The 22743-nt window shown below is 37.9% G+C and carries 21 protein-coding genes; 19 read left to right on the top strand and 2 right to left on the bottom strand.

What is annotated here, in order from left to right; translation table 11 throughout:
• Positions 1-123 precede the first annotated feature (123 nt).
• From nifU to bsdcttw_RS14800, 3 genes are all read left to right on the top strand, one after another.
• Positions 124-561, top strand: a complete 438-nt coding sequence (gene nifU / locus bsdcttw_RS14810; protein ID WP_185255622.1) for a Fe-S cluster assembly scaffold protein NifU — start codon at positions 124-126, stop codon at positions 559-561.
• Positions 562-615: 54 nt separating this feature from the next.
• The gene (gene mnmA, locus bsdcttw_RS14805; RefSeq protein ID WP_230989142.1) at positions 616-1671 is read left to right on the top strand and encodes a tRNA 2-thiouridine(34) synthase MnmA; all 1056 of its coding nucleotides are present in this window, start codon (positions 616-618) and stop codon (positions 1669-1671) included.
• A gap of 218 nt (positions 1672-1889) precedes the next feature.
• The gene (locus bsdcttw_RS14800) at positions 1890-2534 is read left to right on the top strand and encodes an MBL fold metallo-hydrolase (protein WP_185255620.1); all 645 of its coding nucleotides are present in this window, start codon (positions 1890-1892) and stop codon (positions 2532-2534) included.
• 119 nt (positions 2535-2653) lie between these two features.
• Here bsdcttw_RS14800 and bsdcttw_RS14795 read toward each other — a convergent pair whose 3' ends face one another.
• Together bsdcttw_RS14795 and bsdcttw_RS14790 are read right to left on the bottom strand one after the other, a co-directional pair.
• Positions 2654-3466, bottom strand: coding sequence for a histidinol-phosphatase HisJ family protein (locus tag bsdcttw_RS14795; RefSeq protein WP_185255619.1), 813 nt, complete (start codon positions 3464-3466; stop codon positions 2654-2656).
• A 12-nt stretch (positions 3467-3478) separates the two neighbouring features.
• Positions 3479-5248, bottom strand: a complete 1770-nt coding sequence (locus bsdcttw_RS14790) for an Rqc2 family fibronectin-binding protein (RefSeq protein WP_185255618.1) — start codon at positions 5246-5248, stop codon at positions 3479-3481.
• Between the two features lie 435 nt (positions 5249-5683).
• On the opposite strand from bsdcttw_RS14790, the gene bsdcttw_RS14785 reads away from it, so the two are divergent.
• From bsdcttw_RS14785 to scpB, 16 genes are all read left to right on the top strand, one after another.
• Complete coding sequence (locus bsdcttw_RS14785) at positions 5684-8179, top strand: leucine-rich repeat protein (RefSeq protein WP_185255617.1); 2496 nt, start codon at positions 5684-5686, stop codon at positions 8177-8179.
• Positions 8180-8293: 114 nt separating this feature from the next.
• Positions 8294-9172, top strand: a complete 879-nt coding sequence (locus tag bsdcttw_RS14780; RefSeq protein WP_185259827.1) for a YicC/YloC family endoribonuclease — start codon at positions 8294-8296, stop codon at positions 9170-9172.
• A 39-nt stretch (positions 9173-9211) separates the two neighbouring features.
• Positions 9212-9463, top strand: a complete 252-nt coding sequence (locus bsdcttw_RS14775; RefSeq protein ID WP_185255616.1) for a DUF370 domain-containing protein — start codon at positions 9212-9214, stop codon at positions 9461-9463.
• Between the two features lie 31 nt (positions 9464-9494).
• Positions 9495-9752 (top strand): DNA-directed RNA polymerase subunit omega, encoded by a 258-nt coding sequence (gene rpoZ / locus bsdcttw_RS14770; protein ID WP_185255615.1) that lies wholly within the window; start codon positions 9495-9497, stop codon positions 9750-9752.
• A gap of 233 nt (positions 9753-9985) precedes the next feature.
• The gene (lepB, locus tag bsdcttw_RS14765; protein WP_225903872.1) at positions 9986-10495 is read left to right on the top strand and encodes a signal peptidase I; all 510 of its coding nucleotides are present in this window, start codon (positions 9986-9988) and stop codon (positions 10493-10495) included.
• A gap of 27 nt (positions 10496-10522) precedes the next feature.
• Positions 10523-11224: a signal peptidase I gene (gene lepB, locus bsdcttw_RS14760; protein WP_185255614.1), complete on the top strand. Its 702-nt coding sequence runs from the start codon at positions 10523-10525 to the stop codon at positions 11222-11224.
• Between the two features lie 30 nt (positions 11225-11254).
• Positions 11255-11824, top strand: coding sequence for an Ig-like domain-containing protein (locus bsdcttw_RS14755; protein ID WP_185255613.1), 570 nt, complete (start codon positions 11255-11257; stop codon positions 11822-11824).
• Positions 11825-12079: 255 nt separating this feature from the next.
• A complete protein-coding gene (locus bsdcttw_RS14750; RefSeq protein ID WP_185255612.1) occupies positions 12080-13945 on the top strand; it encodes an S-layer homology domain-containing protein in 1866 nt (621 codons plus the stop codon).
• Positions 13946-13965: 20 nt separating this feature from the next.
• Positions 13966-15840 carry an efflux RND transporter periplasmic adaptor subunit gene (locus bsdcttw_RS14745; RefSeq protein ID WP_185255611.1) on the top strand — a complete coding sequence of 625 codons (1875 nt, stop codon included), beginning with the start codon at positions 13966-13968 and terminating at the stop codon, positions 15838-15840.
• 27 nt (positions 15841-15867) lie between these two features.
• Entirely contained in the window at positions 15868-16587 is a 720-nt protein-coding gene (locus bsdcttw_RS14740; protein WP_185259825.1) for an ABC transporter ATP-binding protein, read from the top strand.
• The gene (locus bsdcttw_RS14735; RefSeq protein ID WP_185255610.1) at positions 16584-17753 is read left to right on the top strand and encodes an ABC transporter permease; all 1170 of its coding nucleotides are present in this window, start codon (positions 16584-16586) and stop codon (positions 17751-17753) included. The genes bsdcttw_RS14740 and bsdcttw_RS14735 overlap by 4 nt, the downstream gene beginning before the upstream one ends.
• Positions 17754-18231: 478 nt before the next feature.
• Positions 18232-19512, top strand: a complete 1281-nt coding sequence (locus bsdcttw_RS14730; RefSeq protein WP_185255609.1) for a D-alanyl-D-alanine carboxypeptidase family protein — start codon at positions 18232-18234, stop codon at positions 19510-19512.
• 134 nt (positions 19513-19646) lie between these two features.
• Positions 19647-20504 carry a metallophosphoesterase gene (locus bsdcttw_RS14725; RefSeq protein WP_185255608.1) on the top strand — a complete coding sequence of 286 codons (858 nt, stop codon included), beginning with the start codon at positions 19647-19649 and terminating at the stop codon, positions 20502-20504.
• 78 nt (positions 20505-20582) lie between these two features.
• Positions 20583-21191, top strand: a complete 609-nt coding sequence (locus bsdcttw_RS14720) for a hypothetical protein (protein ID WP_185255607.1) — start codon at positions 20583-20585, stop codon at positions 21189-21191.
• Positions 21192-21313: 122 nt separating this feature from the next.
• Positions 21314-22072 carry a segregation and condensation protein A gene (locus bsdcttw_RS14715; protein WP_185255606.1) on the top strand — a complete coding sequence of 253 codons (759 nt, stop codon included), beginning with the start codon at positions 21314-21316 and terminating at the stop codon, positions 22070-22072.
• A gap of 98 nt (positions 22073-22170) precedes the next feature.
• Positions 22171-22740 (top strand): SMC-Scp complex subunit ScpB, encoded by a 570-nt coding sequence (scpB, locus tag bsdcttw_RS14710; protein WP_185255605.1) that lies wholly within the window; start codon positions 22171-22173, stop codon positions 22738-22740.
• The last annotated feature ends 3 nt before the right edge of the window (positions 22741-22743 follow it).

Here is a 22743-nt window from a genome sequence, read left to right as displayed (position 1 = left end):
ACTAAGAGTAACGAGAAACACTTGTTAATATTAAAACAAATAAGAACAGAAATTAATAGGAAAGCTTTCTGTGTATGGAATTATGCCAGGATACAGGAGTTCAGAGATAGCGGAGGAAATAAGATGTACAGCGAGAAAGTAATGGATCATTTCACAAATCCCAGAAATGTAGGAGAAATTGAAAATGCAAGCGGTGTAGGTACGGTAGGAAATGCAAAATGCGGCGATATTATGCGTATCTATCTTGATATTGATGAAGCTGGTATTATAAATGATGTAAAATTCAAAACCTTTGGCTGTGGTGCGGCAGTAGCAACCAGCAGTATGGCAACAGAGCTTGTTAAGGGTAAAAACATCAATGAAGCACTAAAGATTACCAATAAAGCAGTTATGGACGCACTGGATGGTCTTCCACCGGTAAAAGTTCACTGTTCCTTGCTGGCAGAAGAAGCAATTCATGCAGCTCTTTGGGATTATGCAGAAAAACACGGTATTGTAATCGATGGTCTGGAAAAACCCAAGTCAGATATCAGTGAAGAAGAGCCAAGTGAAGAGTATTAATTTGAAGTTTTAGGCAGGAGGAACAGTTTGGATAAGAAGAAAGTAGTAGTTGGGATGTCAGGAGGTGTTGATTCTTCTGTAGCTGCTTATTTGTTAAAGGAAGCCGGATATGATGTTATCGGAGTTACTATGCAGATATGGCAGGATGAAGATAGAGACATACAGGAAGAAAGCGGAGGCTGCTGTGGCTTAAGTGCTGTAGATGATGCCCGAAGAGTTGCTTTTGCTCTTGAGATTCCCTACTATGTAATGAATTTTAAACAGGAATTTAAGTGTGCTGTTATGGATTATTTCGTAAAAGAATACCAAAATGGAAACACACCGAACCCTTGTATTGCTTGTAACCGATATGTAAAATGGGAATCACTGCTAAAGCGTTCGCTGGATATCGGAGCTGATTATATAGCTACAGGACATTATGCCAAGGTAGTACAGCTTGAGAATGGAAGATATACTCTTCAAAAATCTGTAACCATGGAAAAGGATCAGACATATGCATTGTATAACCTGACCCAGTATCAGTTATCACATACTTTGATGCCGGTTGGTAATTATAAGAAACCAGAAGTAAGAGAAATCGCCGGGAAGATTAACCTTCGGATTGCCTCGAAACCGGACAGCCAGGAAATCTGCTTCGTACCGGATAAGGATTATGCTAAATTCATAGAAGAGTATACCGGAGAGGTGCCATCGGAAGGTAACTTTGTAACCACAGACGGCAGGGTTATTGGTAAGCATAAAGGAATTATACATTATACTATCGGGCAGAGGAAAGGCTTAAATCTTGCACTTGGTTACCCGGTATTTGTTGTTGATATTCGTCCGGAAACCAATGAAGTAGTAATAGGCACCGGAGATGAGGTCTTTTCAGAAAAACTTTATGCGAATAAACTTAATTTCATGGCTGTGGAAGATTTACAGGGTGAGATGGAAGTAGATGTTAAGATCAGGTATAATCACAAAGGTACAAAGGCGCTTATCCGCAAGGTAAACGATGATTTGGTAGAATGTATATTTAACGAACCTCAGCGAGCTGTAACACCTGGACAGGCAGTAGTATTCTATGATGGCGATTATGTGCTGGGTGGGGGAACGATTATCAGAAGTTAAGTTTAATAATATACGGTATCAAAAATTTGTATAAATAGTTATTATGCAGATTAGATAGAGCCGAAATTGCATGATTTATAAAGCAGTTTCGGCTTTTTATATAATACATGAATTTAGAACAAAAGAAGCAAATGAGGTGAAACTTTCTTTGGAATTACTCTAAGAGAAGGAAAGGATAAGTAAGTCACTGATAAAAATACGAAAAGGATGAGTTTATAATGAATATCCGAAAGATAAAAAGCAGAGGAACTCTGTTTACCTTTGATGAGCCGGGATGGGGCTTGAATATTTATCTGATACATGGAAAAAACTATAATTATCTGATAGATACAGGCCTTGGATCTCTTTGCACGGACCCAATAAAAGAGTATCTGAAAGAAAAGAAAACCATTGTAATAAACACACATTATCATTGGGACCATATATGGGGAAATGGAGCTTTTCAAGAAGAAACAATAATTGCCCATAAGTTATGTTATGACAGGATTCAAGACAATTGGGATGAAATGCTTCGTAAAAAGGGGAATTACCAGATGGGAGAGGTTTATAAAAGGCTTCCTGATCTGTTGTTTGATAATGAGTTGTATTTTAAGGAAGACCATATAAGACTATTTTATACACCCGGGCATACAATTGATTCTATCAGTGTTTTGGATGAGGAAGATAAAATACTGCTTGCAAGTGATAACATCGGGGACGATGAAGAGGATATCTTACCCAATATATTTAACAAGGAAATATATCTGAATACTATCCAGAAATACAAAGAGTTAGAATTTGATTTCTGCCTGTCCGGACATAATACCGTTCTAAGAAAAGATGTATTTGATAAAATATCGGAGTTATGTGGTACTCTTTCATAAATAAAATCAATAGTTGCAGAGGATTAAGGGGTTCACAGGACTTTACATTGGGGGATTGTATCGGTACCATTGTAAAGTCCTGTTTGTTAGTGTGGTTTTGTTGAGCCAGTTGTTAAGAATTATTTTCCCAGAGGCAGGAGAATGGGTTTTCTTTCTTCATAAACCGCGTAATAACGGAAGCCTAAATCTAACAGAAGCTTTTCTGCCCGGTCAAAGTCGAAGGCCAGATGTTCCGGTTTATGAGCATCGGAACCTATTGTTATCAATTCTCCGCCAAGTTCCTTATACCGCTTTAGAATATCTGTATGGGGATGTGGAACGGATAGACCGTATTTAAAGCCCGAGGTATTAACTTCAATACCTTTGCCGCTTTCAATAATGGAACGGAGCATTGTGTCAATAGTCTCTGCATAATCCTTATAAGTAAAGTCCTTATTTGTATTTGGAGCATACCGTATCATATAATCCAAATGCCCGTTTATTAAAAAGCAGGGATTATTTTTCAGATTCTTAGTAATTTCTTCAAAATAGGCACGTACCCCTTCCTCCTTGGAACGGTTTTCCCAATATTCTGAAAGATATGGGTCAAGTCTTTCCACCAGATGGGTGGAACCAATTATAAAGTCAAAAGGGTAATGCTCCACCAGCTTCTGGAACTGTTCGCCCAGATGAGGCTGCAAGCCTAATTCTATACCCATAAGTACCTTAATTCTACCCTCGTACTGTTCCTTTAAGCTGCTAAGCTTATGAAAATAATCCTCTGGATCAAATAGAAAGGTATATCCGGAAGTCACCGGGAAATCGTAATCCATATGATCGGTAAAACAAATTCTTGAAAGTCCCAGTTCAATTGCCTTTTCTATCATATCCTCCATGGGAGCGGTAGAATCGCTGGAAAAGGCTGAATGTAAATGATAATCGGCTCGAATCATGAGTCTGCCTCCTTAATCTGCAATTTTTAATCCGTCAATAGTGGGAGCTGCAACCATGGAATAGTTCGTATAATATACTACAAATCCGGGTTTTGCGCCACCTGGCTTTTTCACATTCTTTTTCTCGGTGTAATCGATTTCCACTTTATCATTCTCACGTCCTTTGGAATAATAGGCAGCAAGGCTTGCAGCTTCTTCAAAAGTACGGTCGGGAATAGGTGAACCACCGGTTTTTACAATGACATGGGAACCGGGAATCTTTTTCGTATGGAACCACCAGTCACCACCGGTAGCAAATTTGAATGTCAGTTCATCGTTCTGGTAATTATTCTTACCAACATACATATGAAAACCATCGGAAGAGATATAATGGAACGGCTTGCTGTTAACTTTCTTAGCAGCTTTAACCTTACCGCCTCCTTTGCTGCCCGGAAGTTTAGTGAACTTGCGCTTCATATAACCAAATTCCATTAACTCTTCCTTCAGAGCCGTAAGATCTTCCTCTGCCAGAGCAATATCCAGAGAGGTCTTAATGGAATCCAGATGCTCGATATCCGCTTTTGTTTCTTCCGAGAGTTTCGTTAGGGCTTCGTAGGTTCTCTTAAGCTTATTGTATTTTTCGAAATAACGTTTGGCATTTTCCGCAGGAGTAAGGGTGTCATCTAACGGAATGGTAATCTCCTCGCCTGTATAGTAGTTAAGTGCCTGAAAGGATTTGGCACCTGGTTCCACCTGATAACCATAAGTATTGATAAGTTCACCATAAACCCTGTATTTATCCCTTTTGTCCGTATCCTTTAGCTGTTTTAACTGCAGATCGTACTTCTTTACCGTACGTTCCATCGCATTGGTTATAATCTTACGAAGATCCGTAGACTTTTGACGTATTCGAGAGACCGTATTCTTTGAAGCATAAAAAGTCTCCAATACCTTTGAGATGGAATCTTCCTGATTCACCGAGAGGTCCTGATAACAGCTTAGCGGGAAACAGGAGAATTCTACCGGCTCCTTTTCGTTATAAACAATATTTGGAGTGAATTTAGCTTGAATCAAATCCTCACGCATATATTCAAAGGTTCGGAAAAGATGTAAACCTTCTTCATCGGATAAGGCATTAGCGGCAGGAGAATTATCCAGAGAAGCACGGTGAATCAGTTCAGTAGCCATGAGCGGGCTAAAGCCGGTAAGAGCAGAGTAAATTGCTTTGTCTAAGGGCATAGGCTTAGTAAGGATATTTGACCTGAATTCCTCTAAGGTTACGGTAAGGGGATCCGCCTTTTCTCCGGTCTGAGGGATAAGATAGGTTCTTCCAGGAAGTACCTCTCTGATAGAGCTTACCATATGTGAGATTCTCTTGATACTATCTACTATAACATCATTTTCATCACAGAAGATAATATTACTGTGCTTTCCCATGATTTCAATAATGAGGTATTTAATACATAAATCCCCCATTTCATTTAGATGTTCAATCTTAATTCGGATAATACGTTCCAGTCCCGGCTGTATAATATCAAGAATTCTGGCACTGTTTAAATGCTTGCGCAAAAGCATACAAAAGCCGGGAGCCACCATCGGATTTTGCTTTGATTCCTCCGTCAGGTATATCAACGGTAGGCTTGCATTTGCCGATAAATATAACTTATAATTTTCTTTACCTCTTTTTATGGTTAATACCAATTCGTCCTTTTCAGGCTGAGATATCTTAGAGATTCTTCCTTCGACCAATTTATCCCTTAATTCTGAAACGACGTTGGCTACTACAAATCCGTCCAGAGCCATTTTTAATCTCCTTCATCAGTTTAATACTTTCTGTTTATTCCAGATTTAGCAAAGAACAACAGATATATAAAGTATACCATTTGCCGGTTAGTCATGCAAGGATGCAGAACCAACTTTTGTGGTATTTTATGCTTTCATAATTATTCTATTATGGAATGGCATCCATAACACAGCAAATAAGTAATAATTACAAAGAAACTGATTAATTTACCAGGGTTCCTGTGTGATAATCCCGTCATAAATTTATGTGACAAAGGTAATATTATAAAACCGTTTAATTTGTCAGTAATATGACACGATTTTAACAAAACCTGGATTTAAAATAAGCATAATGCAAGTGATAAAGGCCTTATCCTAATGATTACCTATACGATTAGGAAATAAGGTTTTAGACATTCGAAGGGATATAGAAAGAGTAATGGGAGAGGAGTAATTATGAGAAAGATAATGGAGAAGTTTGTTATAATAATAATTGTAATAGCAGCAATTGCAATATCAGGACAAAATGTGAAAGCAGAATCAGTATATCACTTTTCAAAGAGCAATTCAGCGGAATACAATCAGGAAGAGGTATTTTCTGTTTCTGATAATGTAACCATATCGGATTTTTTTTACAAACCTGTGTATGCCTCTGTAAAGGTATTAAAGATTGAAGAGGGGGTTACTGCTTTTAGCTGGGATATACTGACAACAGATAGTTTCCCTAATCTTGAGAGCATTATTATACCATCTACCCTAACGAAAATAACGAGCAATGGTTTCGGTTATACTTACGGATTAAATTATCTGAAAACAATAACCGTAGCAGAGGGTAATACCAGTTATAAAGTAGTTAATGGCTGCCTGTTCAATAAGAATATGACTGTATTGATACAGTATCCGGCAGCTTCTGAAAGCGAATCTTATGTGATTCCGGATACAGTTACAACTATCAAGAACAATGCTTTTATTCATACGGAGAACCTAAAGACTGTTACCATAGGAGCCGGAGTAGAAAGGGATCAGTTAAAATCAATTATGGGTCAGTTAAGGAATATCAATGCATTTAAAGTCAGCCCTTTCAATAAGGCCTATTGCAGTAAGGATGGCGTACTTTTTGATAAGGCAGGCAAGATACTTCTGTTATATCCAAATGGTAAAGGGGATGAATATTTCGTACCTTCCGGTACGGTTACACTTATTAAGAATTCCTTTTATCTGAGTCCTATTGTAAAATTAACGTTACCTAATGGCTTGAAAAATATTAATGAAGGAGCTTTCACACAATGTAATAAATTACAGGAGATATACCTTCCGAAGACCTTAGTGAATCTTAAAATATTTGATTTCTTGATGCTCAAATCCTTAAAATATATTCAGGTAGAAAGCGGAAATAAGCTATATTCATCCTATAGAGGTATACTTTATAATAACGCACAAACAGAAATAATTTTGGTTCCTGGGAGGTATGAAGAGAGCAAATTAGTATTTCCTTCTTCCCTTAAAAAACTGGAGCTAAGTACAAGTCTGATAAAGAAAGCCAATGAAATCACAATACCAAAAAACTTAAAGGAACTTAGTGGAGGATCTGGAAGAAGTTTTCAGAATATTCAGATAGCAAGCGGAAATAAAGCATTCATACTCTATAAGGGGTCTCTCTATAATAAGAATAAAACAAAGCTGTATCTGTTTAAGAAACAGGAAAAAGCGGAATTTCCGGATACCTTAGAAGAATTACCTGTTGGACAGCTGATTCATAGTGGTGTAAAGGAGTTCGTATTTCCGCCGGCAGCTAAGATAAATGATACTTCAAATGGTATTTACGATATTCCTACATTAAAAATAGTGTCTATGCCAAAGGGGAGCAAGTATTATATATTAGATGACGGAATGCTTTTTAGCAAAGATAAATCTGTCCTTTATGATGTTCCTCAAGAGACAAAGACTGTTATTGTCCCGGATTCAGTTAATGAAATTTCCAGTATCCTATTTTATAAACGAAATATAGAAAGAATCAATATTCCAAAAAACATAACGGATATTAATCCTTTTGAATTAATTAGTTTAAAATCAATGGAATATATAGAAGTGGCATCTGATAACAGTATGTACAAATCAATTAACGGGGTGCTTTACAATAAGGATGTTACACAGCTGATATATTACCCTGTAAAAAAGAAGGATTCATCCTATACAATGCCGGATACAGTAAAAAAAATAGATAATTCCCAAATCATAATAAAGAATCCTTATTTAGAATCAATAACACTGTCCGGGGACTTGGAATATAAGGATTATGGTTTTTCAGGCAGCAGTTCCTTAAAAGAAATAAATGTCAGTACAAAGAATCCATTTTATAAAAGTGTAGAGGGAGTTTTGTATGACAGTGCAATGACAAAAATAATTGCTTATCCGTATCAAAAACCAGGGAAAATCTTTATAATTCCGGATTCTGTAACGGATGCAACCGGGTTATATAGTATATATCAAGTATTTGTAGATAAAGGGGAAAGTAATTATTATTATATGGTACATCTTAATCCTAACTTGGATACACTGGCTATCGGAAAAAATGTGGAGAAACTAGTTGATGAGGATTACTACCCCAATACACTGGGTGGCTTCCCCCAGTTAAAGAAAATTATGGTCAATGAAGGAAACCAGTATTATTGCATGAATAATGGCATCCTGTATGATAAGAACTATACAGATATGATACTTTATACAGCGGAACATCAGGATTCAGTTCTGAAAATTCCATCTACAGTAAAATCAATTGAAAGCATTTTCTTTCAGTCATTAATAGAAAACAATCAAATTGAGAGAATTGAAGTAGAAGCTGGAAATAAATCCTTTCGTACTTATGGTACATCACTTTACGGCTATTTTACTACTAAAAAATACTACACCATTGGTGATAAAGAATATCACCTTGACACATCAGGGGATTAAACCGGTAAGAGATATTTTAACTCAAATCTTGACTTGTACAGGTATTTCCATTATAATGAGATGAAATGCCTAAAAAGCAGCTTAGAAAAATGAATAATGAAAGAACGTGAAATCATGTTAAAGAGTATGACTGGCTTCGGGCGCTGTGAAGAAGCAGATGCAGAGCGCAAGGTTGTTGTAGAAATGAAAGCGGTAAACCACCGGTACCTGGATATTAATATCAAGATACCAAAGAAACTAAGCTTTTATGAGGCTGGGATTCGAAGCGTTTTAAAGAAATACCTTAGCCGTGGTAAAGTTGATGTGTTTATCAGCTACGAAGAACATCATGAGAATAGTTTATGTGTTAAATATAACGAGGCCATAGCAAGGGAATATTACGATAACCTGAAGAAGATGGCAGAAACCTTTGGATTAAAAGATGATATCACGGTATCTGTATTATCATCCTATCCGGAAGTTTTTACTTTAGAGGAAGAGCAGTCCGACGAGCAGGAGATATGGCATCTTATCGAAGAAGCTGTTAATGGTGCTTGTTTACAGATGGTGGAGTCCAGAAGTCTGGAAGGAGAACATCTTAGGAAGGATCTTTGTGATAAATTAAATGGTATGCTAAAAGTTGTTCATACTATAGAAGAAAATTCTCCAGAACTAGTAAGCGAATACCGGGAGAAGCTAAAGAATAAAGTAGCTGAGCTTCTTGGAGATACAAAGGTAGAGGAAAGTATCATCGCTACAGAGGTTACAGTCTATGCGGATAAGATATGTGTGGATGAGGAAACAGTGAGACTGAAAAGTCATATTGAGAATATGCTCTTATGTTTGAATCAGAGCGAAGAAGTAGGAAGAAGACTTGACTTCATTGCACAGGAAATGAACAGAGAAGCGAATACCATCCTTTCTAAGGCCAATAATATTGATATAACGAATATGGCAATTGACCTTAAAACAGAGATTGAAAAAATCAGAGAGCAGATTCAGAACATTGAATAGCCATGGCGATGAGATAGGCTGAGGAGGCATAGCGTTAGAATGAATCGATTAATTAATGTTGGTTTTGGTAATGTAGTAAATGCTGATAAAATAGTCGGTATCATCAGCCCGGAAGCAGCCCCAATTAAAAGGTTGGTTCAAAATGCCAAGGATGCAGGAAATGCAATCGATGCGACCTGCGGCAGAAAGACAAAGGCGGTTTTGGTCATGGACAGCGGACATTTGATATTATCTTCATTGCTTCCGGATACAATCGCAAATCGTGTTAATTTGAAGGAAATTTCAGAATAGAGTAAAAAAGGCGAAAGGCAGGAAATTCAATATGTTACATCCATCCTATACAGATTTAATGAAAGTGGTTAACAGCGATGTGGAACCCGGTGAGCAGCCGGTTGTAAACAGCCGTTATTCCATCGTGCTCGCTACAGCTAAAAGAGCAAGACAATTAATAAGCGGAGCAGACCCTATGGTTCGCGCCACCACATCCAAACCTTTATCAATAGCAGTAGAAGAGATGTATCAGTCGAAAGTCAAGATACTAAATGATGAAGAAGCGGGAAAGGAAAATAAATCCGAATAATTAATATAAGGCATTCTCGTTTATTCTCTATGAAGCATGGCGGGGATGCCTTACTTTATAAACGGAGGTTCTTATTTATGGATGATAAAAAATTAGAAAACGAAGAAGAATTCGATATGAATGAAATAATAGAAGATAAAGAACCTGAGGGGCAAGAACCGTTGCAGGAAAGTCTGCATTCAGAACCCAAAAGGGATAACGAAAAAGGAAGTCTTGGAAAAGATATCAGGGATATGCTGATTTATTTTGCAATAATTATAGCAGCCGTACTGTTAATACATAATTTCGTGGGGCAGCAGATTGAAGTCAGCGGAAGTTCCATGGAAGCAACACTACATAATGAGGATCATCTTATACTGGAAAAAATATCCTATGAAACAGGTAAACCGAAACGCTTTGATATTATTGTATTCAGACCATATAGCGATGATAAGAAAACCTATTACATAAAAAGAGTAATCGGTCTTCCTGGTGAAACAGTACAGATTATTGGAAGCGATATTTATATAAACGGCGAAATATTGAACGAAGATTATGGGAATGCTTTAATAGAGGATGCCGGAATAGCAAGCGAACCTATTCAGCTTAGTAACGATGAGTATTTTGTGCTGGGTGATAACCGTAATAACAGCAAAGACAGCAGAAATCCGGTAGTTGGTATAGTAAAGGGAAAGAGCATTTTAGGCAGAGCCTGGGTCAGAATATGGCCTGTGAATAGTTTCGGAGTGTTGAAGCATCAGTAAATTCAGAGAATGGAAGGTACTTAAGTTATGGGACTAAGGCCAGAAAATAGGACGGATTCCTTAACAGAAGAAACGCCTGTGAAGGAAGACACAGATAGATTGAACCAGGATATCTTATCCGAAGAAAGCACGGAAGATAGATTGAAATTAGATAAATTACGAGATGTGAAGCAGAAGGACGAAGAGGACAAGCCTTCATCCAAAAAGAATGCAATAATTAAAGATCTAATTACTTATGCTATTATATTTATTGTATGTCTATACATCCTTCCTACCTTTGTGATTCAAAAAACAATTGTAGACGGACCCTCCATGGAGAATACACTCCACAACGGGGATCAGTTGATGGTTGAAAAGATCAGCTATCGTTTGGATGATTTAAAACGGTTTGATATTGTTGTTTTCTATCCCTATGGAAGAAAGCAAAAGGAATATTATGTGAAGCGTGTTATCGGTCTTCCAGGTGAAACAGTACAGATTAAAGGAAAAGATATCTACATTAACAATAAGAAGCTGACTGAGAATTACGGTAAGGAACCTATTACCGATGCAGGCATTGCGGCCAAGCCTTTGAAATTAACAGAGGATGAGTATTTTGTTATGGGAGATAATAGGGAAGTAAGCTTTGACAGCCGGTATGAGGAGGTTGGTCCGGTTAAAAAAGAAAATATCGGAGGAAAAGTTATTCTTCGAATATGGCCATTGAATAAATTCGGACTTTTGGAATAATATAGTAAGAAAAGCGAAAAAGGATTAGAAATGAAAAAAAGTATTTTTCGCTTGTTCCGTTTTCAAGGACCGATTTCGATTCTTTACTATCTTGCCTTTGCAGGATTGTTATGGTATCTGATTGTTCCGCATACTTCGATTTTTTACAGAACCAATCTCTTTGATCCTTTTTCGGTAAGGATTAATGCAGAAGATATTGTTCTAAAGAAAGGGGAAGAATTTCATATTTACCTTTTAAGACTCAATGAAAGGGTAAGGTATTCTTCTACCGATATAAAAGTTGCCGATGTCAGTATATTCGGGACAATAACCGCCTACCGGCCGGGCACTACTTTTATCAGAATACGCTTTGATGGAAAGGAACGCAAATGCCGGATAAGGGTAATAGATATAAGCCATAGGAAGCTCACACTTTCAAAAGGTGAAGGCCACAGACTTTATATCAAGGGACCAAACGGCAGAGTCAAATGGTACAGCGGAAATAAAAAGATTGCAACAGTAAGCCGATTCGGTAAGGTAAGAGCCCATAAAAAAGGCTCAGCTGTAATTTATGCAAAGGTGAATGGAAAACTTCTGACCTGTCAGGTTATAGTTAAATAATAAGGTAGTTGACTGGTTTTCTGCATAAAATAAGTTTTCATAAGGATGTTAAATAGTTCAATGAAAAAGATGTTTCTTCTTGGAAACATCTTTTTTTTATGAAAATCTTTCGAAAAGATTACAATTAAATTTCAAATTTCTTAATTTATCCTTAAAATTTCACCATTTATTCACAGAAAAATCACTACTTCTTTTTAGAATAGAAATGTATTTTAATGGTGGATATTAGTAATTTGATTGAAAAGGAGACTTTAAATGCAGCGAAAACTACTAATGGTAATACTTATTGCAGCTGTTCTTGTAACAACAGTCTATCCGTCTGTTTCGGTAAAAGCGGACAGCAGCAATGCACTGAAAGTAATCAGGGAATTGGGAATTATGAATACGGATAAAGGCAGCACCAGCGCTTTATCAAGTACGGTAAGCAGAGCAGAATTTGCACAGATGCTGATTAATTTATCTACTAAAAAGGGATATGTAACTGCAGCATCGAATGTTACTTTATTTAAGGATGTAAAGAAAACCTATTGGGCTGCAGGATATATTCAAGCAGCAGTAGAAGCTGGTTATATGTCAGGCTACATAGACGGTTCCTTTAAACCGTCATCCGCTATTACCTTAAAAGAAGCCGTATATGGTGTAATTAAGCTTTTGGGATACGCCGATGCTGATTTTACAGGTAATGTTTATAACGGAATGATGAAATTATATACCAGTAAGGATTTGAACGAGAACATTACAAAGACAGCAAATCAGATATTAACAAGAGGTAATTGCGTTAATCTGTTTTATAATGTTCTGACAGCAACAGGAAAAGATGGAAAGGTTTATGGAAGTACATTAGGTTATACCATTGATGCAAATGGTGAAATCAGTTACCTGACTCTGGTAAATTCTACGCTGAAGGGACCGGTTGTAGTTATGAACAACTGGAAAGAAAAGATTCCATTTGCACTGGCTCAGGCTAAATATTACAAAGACGGAAAAGCATCTACTTTAACAGAGATTGACCAGTATGATGTCTTATATTATTCATCTTCTTTAAAAACTATCTGGGATTATGATAATAAAGTGACCGGTACGGTTCAAGCTATTGGAAATGATTCTCTTGCACCGGACCATATAACCATTGCAGGCACCCAGTACACATTAAGTACAGCTACGACTGCGGAGCAATTTGCAGCAGGCGGAAACTTTGAGGTCGGCGATGTTGTAACCTTGCTGCTTGGTAAGAATGGTTCGGTGGTGTATGCATTAGGAGTTGACGAACTTAATGTTACCCTAACAGGCCTTGTCTTAAGCACCGGCCAGCATACAGTAACGGATTCGAAAGGAGATTATTTGAGCACGGCCTACATGACAGTAGTAGATGCCAGCGGTAATACTTTTGAACAGGATTATGACAGTACTTCTATTAGTTATACAAAAGGTCAGTTGGTTCGTATCACTTATACAGATGGAATATCAACCGTCCAGAACTATGATTTTGCAAATTCACTGCCGGATAGCTTAAGTTTTTCAGCAGACGGAATGTTATTAGGCAATTATACGTTAGCAAGTAATATTAAGATATTAGATTATTACGACGGAAATTATGTTTCTCTATACCCAAGCCGGCTTGCTGGTACACTTTTAGGTTCAGGCAGCGTAATCTATTATGAACTAAATAGCAGAAATGAGATTACAAAGCTTATACTTAATAATTTAAGCGGTGATTTATATCAATATGGTATCTATCTTGGTATTAAAAATACAGCAGGTTCAAGTGTAACAAGCCAGTATATATTAAATGGCAAGACCTCCTCAACCGCATCAACGGCAGTACTTTCAGCTGACATCGGACCAGCAGGATTTATGGTAAACGGAGCAGATATTTCTTCCGTTAAGAAACTTCAGTCCGTTGCAGTGAAAGCAGTAGGCACAACATATGTTCAAGATTCCTCCACAAAGTATTTATTAGCAGATAATGTGCAGGTTTATTTCTGCAATGGTACAGATTATACTCAGACAACACTAAGTAAGGTAACAAACTTAACCAAATATAAACTGACAGCTTATTATGATAAAGTTACCGCTTTGGGTGGCCGTGTACGCGTTATCATAGCACAAAATGTGAACTAAACAGTTAAGGAGGATAGAACATGAGTCTGTTTAAGAAGAAAGACACTAAAACTACAGGAACTGCGAAGTCAGAAGCGGTTAACGGCAGAAAATCCAGGCAGAAGAGTAAAAAGAAAAGTATTATACGATTCCTGATCATTTTAATAATCCTTATGTTATTGGTTGGATTAGGTTATAAGAAACTGGTGCTTGACAAAACGAAGAAGGTATCTTCAGAAAATACTGTAACAACTGCCAAAGTTGAAACAAGAGATATTGAAAATACCTTGACTTCATCCGGCACTATACAACCTCTAAACACTTATGATGTAAAGACACTGGTGGAAGGAGAAGTGATATCTGCTGATTTTGAAGAAGGTGATGAAGTAAAAAAAGGCCAGGTATTATACCAGGTAACTACGGACACCCTTGATAAAAAGATAGATCAAGGTAAAACTTCAGTGTCAAGGGCAGAGAAGAATTATGATAAAGCAGTTGATAATTATAACAAGGCAAAAGATAATTATGCAGATGCCTTGAAGGATTATAACGAAGCCGCAGCAAAATATAAGGATTTGAACTTAACTTCATCTGTATCCGGTGTAATCACTCAATTAATGGTGAAAGAAGGAGATAATGTTCAAAAGGGCAGTCAGCTTGCAAAAATTTATGATAACAGCTACATGCTCTTAAATGTTTATTTTAGTGCATCAGATGCAACCTCATCTATAGTTGGTAAAAGTGCTGCAGTTGAATTGTCCGACAGTGCTGATACCTTAACGGGTACTGTTACTAAGGTGAGTAGTCTTGAAGAAACCTTAAGCGGTAACCGCATAGTCAAGAAAGTTACGATTAAGGTAAAGAATCCCGGCGGAATTACAACTGCGAGTAAAGCAACTGCTTCCATCGGTTCACTATCCTCCAGTGAAGAAGGCACCTTTACAGCACTAACTGATACCGTAATTACTGCAGAAAAAGCTGGTGAAATAGCCAAACTTTCTGTAGAAGAGGGGGATAAAGTAATAGAAGGCGGCTCCATTGCTGTATTAGATAAAGACTCTGTAAGCGATCAGCTGGACTCTTATAATAAAGCAGTAGAAAACGCAAAAGACTCTATGGACAATGCATCAGATTCCATTGAAACATCAAAGGAGAGTATTGAAGATGCAGAATCATCTTTGGATGAGGTAATTGATACCAAAACAGATTACAGCATTACAGCACCAAGTGCCGGTAAAATTATCAGAAAAGATGCACTGGAAGGTGATACCATTAATAATCAAAGCAGTCTTTGTACGATTTATGATTTGTCCGCCGTAACCTTTGAAATGTATGTAGATGAATTAGATGTTAAGAGTGTAGCTGTCGGACAGGAGGTTAAAGTGACTGCTGATGCACTGGAAAATACAGAGATTAGCGGTATTGTTACTAATATTAGCCTAGAGAGTACGACCAACGGCGGTGTTACCCAATATCCCGTAACCGTACGCATTGATAAGGTCGGGGAGCTGCTTCCGGGTATGAATGTAACCGGTGAGATAGTAGTTGCCAAATCAGAAGGAGTTCTTGCCATACCTGCAGATGCATTGGTACGTGGGGATATGGTATATGTGAAAGATGATTCTGTAAAAGAAGCAAATGGCAATGTTCCAGCAGGTTTTAAAGCGGTGCAGGTAGAAACAGGCCTGACTGACGGTAACTATATTGAGATCAAGAGCGGATTAACCGGTGACGAAGAGGTCTATGTAAAGCGTATCAGCTCAGGAACTAATCAGCAGAATATGATGCCAGGTATGTTCGGCGGCATGGAAGGCGGTCAGAGAGGTAACTGGCAAGGAAGCACAGGTTCTGGAAGAAGCGGCTCCTTTGGAGGATCGGGAGCTCCTGCTGGTGGTTCCTTTGGCGGCGGCAAATAAGGAGGTGTTACCGTTATGAATGGAAGGATGGATGAGGATAGAGAACCTCTGATCAACCTGATAGATATCTATAAAATATACCAGATGGGTAACACGGAAGTACGCGCAAATGACGGCATAAGTTTAAAGATTCACCATGGTGAATTTGTGGCTATTGTAGGTAAGTCGGGAAGCGGTAAATCGACAATTATGAATATTATCGGTGCTTTGGACGTTCCGACAGATGGGCAATATATCCTGAATGGAGAGGATGTTTCAACCTTAAAGGGAGATGAACTGGCGGAAATCAGAAATAAAACCATTGGCTTTATCTTTCAGCAATATAATCTGTTGGCCAGACAAAATCTTCTTGAGAATGTGGAACTTCCGCTGCTTTATGCAGGAGTACCAAGAAAGCAGAGAAAAGAGCTTGCCATGGCTGCCTTGGATAGAGTAGGGATTAAAGACAAATGGAAAAACTACCCCAATCAGTTATCCGGTGGTCAGCAGCAGCGAGGATCCATTGCCAGAGCTTTAGTGGGTAATCCTTCCTTGATTCTTGCTGACGAACCTACGGGAGCCTTGGATTCCAGGACCAGCAGAGAAGTACTTGACTTCTTAAAACAGCTCAATGCGGAAGGTAATACAATAGTATTGATTACCCACGACCGTTCCATTGCCGAAGAAGCAAACCGTGTTGTATCTTTAAAGGATGGTAAGGTTGATTTTGATGGTGATGTAGAGGATTACAGGAGGAGTCGTGCATGAATTTATTTCAGACCTTTAGATTGGCAATAAAGAGCATTATCGGCAATAAACTGCGCTCCTTCCTTACAATGTTAGGTATGATAATTGGTGTGACCTCCGTTATTACCTTAATCGGTTTAATGAATGGTGTTACGAACTATGTATTATCAACCTTTTCCGATATGGGAACAAATACAATAACTGTTTCAGTAACGAATACGGATACGAGATTTGTTAAAGTTGATGATGTGTATGACCTAGTTGAAAAATACAGCGATTTATTCGAGGGAGTTTCTCCTACGGTTACCAGCAGCTATACGCTGAAATATGGAACAAATTCTATGTCCAGTACTGTTACAGGAGTTGGGGAGGACTACGCTGATTTGAAAGATTATAAGCTTTCAAGCGGCCGTTTCATTGATTATGCAGATATTAAGAACCGTTATAAGGGTTGTGTGATTGGAACCTATATCGTAAACGAATTGTTTGACGGAGTAGCCAGATTAGGAGATACTATTCGAATCAACGGAGAAGTCTATACGATTATAGGTATTAAGGAAGAAACCGCAGACTCAGAAGAAAACTCAGCAGATGACTGTGTCTACATACCATATTCCAATGCTGTAAGGATGGCCGGAACTGCGATATCAAGCTATACTTTTTCAGCAGCCAGTGACAGCAAGGTTGATGCTTGTAAGACTCTTCTTGATAATTATTTATACAATATTATGAAGGATGAAGATTTGTATAAGATATCTACAATGGCAGAGCTTTTGGATAAGGTTACAGAGATGACAAATATGTTAGGTTCCATCTTAGGAGGGATTGCTGGCATATCCCTGCTGGTTGCAGGTATTGGAATTATGAATATTATGCTTGTATCTGTTATAGAAAGAACAAAAGAGATAGGTATCAGAAAATCACTTGGTGCTAAACGGAAGGATATTCTGCTGCAATTTGTTATTGAAGCAGCTACCATCAGTATTCTTGGCGGAACCATTGGAATCATATTGGGGTGGTTAGCAACTACAAGCATCGGAAATGCGTTTGGACTCGAGGCTTATCCATCTTTGGGATCTATTCTTCTGGCTTTTGGAGTATCCGCCGGTATCGGTGTCGGCTTCGGTTTTATGCCGGCGAACAAAGCTGCAAAATTAAATCCTATAGATGCGCTTAGAAGTGAATAAAGTTGGTCTAAAATCTTATACTTCGTACTAATTATATATTAATAGATATGGACTGGGTGGTGCATAGTAGGAAAATAAATTTTCCTACGCAAGTTTGCGCCTGCGAAATCCTCGGCGCAAACTAGCGGCGTGTTGGAGATTACAAGGCAACCGTATGCCTGCGAAATCCTCGGCGCAAACTAGCGGCGTGTTGGAGATTACAAGGCAACCGTATGCCTGCGAAATCCTCGGCGCAAACTAGCGGCGTGTTGGAGATTACAAGGCAACCGTATGCTTGCGAAATCCTCGGCGCAAACTAGCGGCGTGTTGGAGATTACAAGGCAAACTGTACGCCTGCGAAATCCTCGGCGCAAACTAGCGGCGTGTTGGAGATTACAAGGCAAACTGTACGCCTGCGAAATCTTTAACGCAGACACTTTGCGGGGTGAGAACAGCATGGCGGTCAAATTTGCAGCATTAATACAGTATGGAGGTTAGTATGAAGTATAAGAAATTTGCTCGAATTCTGTGCTTTGTGTTATGTATTTCATTACTCTTTTCCTATAATGTGCCTGTAAGGACACTGGCAGATACCGAGAAGAGCAGTAAGTCAGATACTACCGCAAAAGACAGCACAGGACAGGAAGAAGCTGCCACGGAAGTAACCGGGCAGGATAGCACTGCAAAGGATAGCGCTGCAGTTGATATCACATCTGAATCGGCAGTACTTATTGAAGGTTCAACAGGTACTGTAATATACGAAAAGAACAAGGATGAGAAGAGAAAACCTGCCAGTATAACAAAAATAATGACACTTTTATTAATTTTTGATGCACTGGCAAGCGGGAAGATTAAACTGACAGACCAGGTTACAGTAAGCGAATATGCATCATCTATGGGAGGCTCACAGGTATATTTGGAACCGGGAGAAACGCAGGATGTAAATACCATGATAAAGTGTATCAGTATAGCCAGTGCAAATGATGCTGCTGTTGCAATGGCCGAATACATAGCCGGTTCCGAAGAATCCTTTGTAAATATGATGAATGAAAGAGCAAAGGGCCTGGGCATGAACAATACACATTTTGTAAACTGCTGCGGACTCGATGTAGATAATCATTATACTACAGCCTATGACATCGCTCTTATGTCGCGTGAATTGATTACAAAATATCCTCAAATCAGTGATTATTCCACTGTTTGGATGGAAAACATCACACATACTACCAAGAAAGGCCAAAGTGAATTCGGTCTGACCAATACAAATAAATTAATAAAAAGTTATAATGGAATTACCGGACTGAAAACCGGATCCACCAGTCTTGCCAAATACTGTTTATCTGCTACCGCCAAACGAAATGGTATGGATATGATAGCAGTTGTATTGGCGGCACCGGAAACGAAGGTTCGATTCAGAGAAGCTGCTAAGCTTTTAGATTACGGATTTGCCAACTGCAGCATCTATCAGGATGATAACAAAGACCTTGCTATAACGCCTATACCGGTTAAAAAAGGTGTGGCAGATGCCCTGAATTACCGAGTAGGGGATAAGTTTTCTTACCTCTGTCTAAAGGGAACCAACCCTGCTGATATTACCAAAAAAATAACACTGGAGGAAAGTGTTACCGCACCGGTAAAGGAAAATGATAAAGTGGGCGAGATTACTTATGAACTTGGTGGTAAAACCATAGGAAAAATTGATATTGTTGCCGCTGAAAATGTCAATAAAGCGAAACTTATGGATTATTTCAAGCAGGCTCTTAAAAAATTCAAATTCTAAAAAAGGGTACTATAGACCGCAGAGAAAGTCTGTGTTATAATTGATAACAGGCTTTTTGGCGGTCTATCCTTTTTATGGGAATCAGAAGATAATTAAAGGACTGAATATAAGTATATCATTAGAAAGGATTATGAATGATAAAAATAATAGGAGCACTTCTTTTACTCCTTCTTCTCATAGAGTATATAAGAAACCTAAAACCGCAAATCACAAGGATAACAGTGGAATCAGACAGGTTGGGTGAAGCCTTTGACGGTTTGACTATGGTTGTTTTAGCGGATCTTCATAATTACAGTTACGGAAAAGAGAATGAAGTATTAATAAAGCAGATAGATTCCATTAAACCGGATATTGTATTAATAGCGGGGGATATGCTGGTAAGAAAAGCACCAAAGAAATATGAAACCGCTTATCGGCTGTTAAAAGTATTGTCCAGGAAATATCCCATTTATTATGGAATGGGTAATCATGAACAGAGTTTAGCCTGTGAAAGGGAAGAATATGCAGCTCTTTTTAAAAACTATGCTGACAAGCTTACAAAGGATGGAATCGTTCTTCTGGATAATGAAAGCATTACACTAAAACGAAAGAAAAGTACACTTAAGATAACCGGCTTGTCCATTGAGAAACCTTATTATGGTAAATCCAGGATACCAAAGATGCCCGGGGATTATATTGAGAATCTCGTAGGAAAGTGTGAATCTGAGTGTTATAATATATTAATTGCTCATAACCCTGCGTACTTTGAGAATTATGTGGCATATGGCGCTGACCTTATTTTAGCGGGACATGTTCATGGAGGAATTATTCGAATTCCCTTTCTGGGAGGTATGCTGTCTCCTCAGTATCGTTTCTTTCCAAAATATGATGCAGGGCGTTTCTCTGAAAAAGGAAGCACTATGTTAATATCAAGAGGACTGGGACTTCACACCCTGAAATTCCGAATAGGAAACCGCCCGGAATTAATGACTGTAGTGATAAAGAGAAAATAAGCAAAATACTTACAGATTGTATTAAAAGTTACGTATGATTTATTTTGTATAAGACACTTGGGAGGTATAAAAATATCTATGAGAATAGAATTAATAAGACTTATAACTTCCTTCCTGGCAGGTTGTATTGTAATGATACTCCATGAATTTCCGAAAGCTTTCTTATATAACAAATTAAATAAGAATCAGGATGCAAAAAAGAAAAATAATATCTATAAACTGCATCAATATATTGATCCTATCGGAATTCTATTCTGTGCAACAAATCAGGCAGGTTTTTCAAAACCCTATATGTACCGTTTAAAGAACAGAAGAAGCAATTTATTGCTGGGAATCTGCGGTTTTACAAGCTTACTGCTAATCTTTATAATCAGTGTTGTAACCATAAAACTGCAGCATAGTTTTTCCACACCTCTTAAGGTTAATCCGAATGATAGTATATTACGGTTATTTACTCAATTTTTTATGATGAATACGGCACTTATCAGTTTAAGTATGCTGCTGGTTAATTTCTTTCCCGTTTCAACCTTTGATATGGGTTTATGTATTGCAGCCAAGTCTCCTTCCAGATATTTTTCAATCATAAAAAATGATTATCTGATTAAAATTCTTTTGATTTTTGCAGTAATCTTTCAGCTGCTAACATATATATCTTCTTATGTACTGACCTTTTTGATTAAAGGCTGACTTACATGATTGTTATAGCATCTATGTGGATTTTCGAGCTGTTAAGAAATTATATGGTAGGGCTTATTAAGACACATAATTAACGTTTAAGTACGTGTTTACAACCAGTTGGAGGTTATAGAATGGATATTTCATTTAAACTGGAGGTGTTCGAAGGACCTCTGGACTTGCTGTTACATCTTATAGATAAGAATAAAGTAAATATACATGATATTCCTATTGTTTTGATAACAGAGCAGTATATGGACTATGTAAATCACATGGAGACAAAAGACTTAAATATCATGAGTGAATTCCTTGTTATGGCAGCCACACTCCTTAATATAAAATCCAAAATGCTGCTGCCAAAGGATGAAAAACGTGATGTAGTCGAAGAGGATCCCAGACAGGAACTGGTTGAGAGATTATTGGAATATAAGATGTTTAAATACATATCCCTGGAACTTAAGGATAAAGAATTGGATGCCGGAAGAACTTTCTTTAAGAATCCAAGCATTCCGGATGAAATTAAAGATTATGAAGAAAAGGTCGATGTAAGTACCCTCCTCTCGGATTTAACCCTTGCTAAGCTTCATCGTATATTTGAAACTGTAATGAAGAGGCAGGTAGAAAAGATTGACCCTATTCGAAGCAAATTCGGTAAAATCGAGAAAGAAGAAGGAAATCTATCAGATAAGATGGAAGAAGTATCGAAATACGGAAAACTTCATAAAAATTTCTCCTTCTATCAGCTATTATTGGGTCAGCGCAATAAAACAGAGATTATTGTTACTTTCCTAGCTATTCTGGAACTTATGAAGACCGGGGAGATTGTGATAAAACAGGACAACCTGTTTGATGACATTATGATTACATACAATGATTTAGTAGTTTTATCATAAATAGGAAAAGAGATTAATTACAAACGTATGGGAAGTATGTTGGTTTTGGTGAAGTATGAAAAAGCTTACACTAATGCAGAAAGGGTTTGATCATTTATATGGAAATAAATCAGATTAAAGCAGCAATAGAAGCAATTCTTTTTACTATGGGAGAAGCGGTGGAACTGGAAAGGCTTTCAGCTGCATTGGGACATGATAAGGACACCGTAAAGAGAATATTACATTCCATGATGGATGATTATGACAAGGAAGAAAGAGGAGTTCGTATTATTGAATTAGAAGACTCTTATCAGATGTGTACGAAGACTGAACTGTACGAATCTCTCATTAAAATTACACATATACCCAAAAAACATATCCTTACGGATGTACTTTTAGAGACATTGTCCATTATTGCTTATAAACAGCCGATTACCAGAATAGAAATTGAGGCAATACGTGGGGTGAAGTCAGATCATGCTGTCAACAAATTGATTGAGTATAATTTGGTTGGTGAGGTGGGAAGAATGGATGCCCCCGGAAGACCAATATTATTTGGAACGACGGAGGAATTCCTTCGAAGCTTCGGAATTCATTCCTTGGAGGACTTGCCTATCATAACCTCAGATAAGGTGGAAGATTTTAAATTAGAAGCTGAAGAAGAGGTACAGCTTAGGTTGGATATCTAAAAA

The sequence above is a fragment of the Anaerocolumna chitinilytica genome (genome assembly GCF_014218355.1).
GTDB lineage: Bacteria > Bacillota > Clostridia > Lachnospirales > Lachnospiraceae > Anaerocolumna > Anaerocolumna chitinilytica.
Note: the sequence above shows the minus strand (reverse complement) of the source record. Positions and strands in the feature narration are given on the sequence as shown.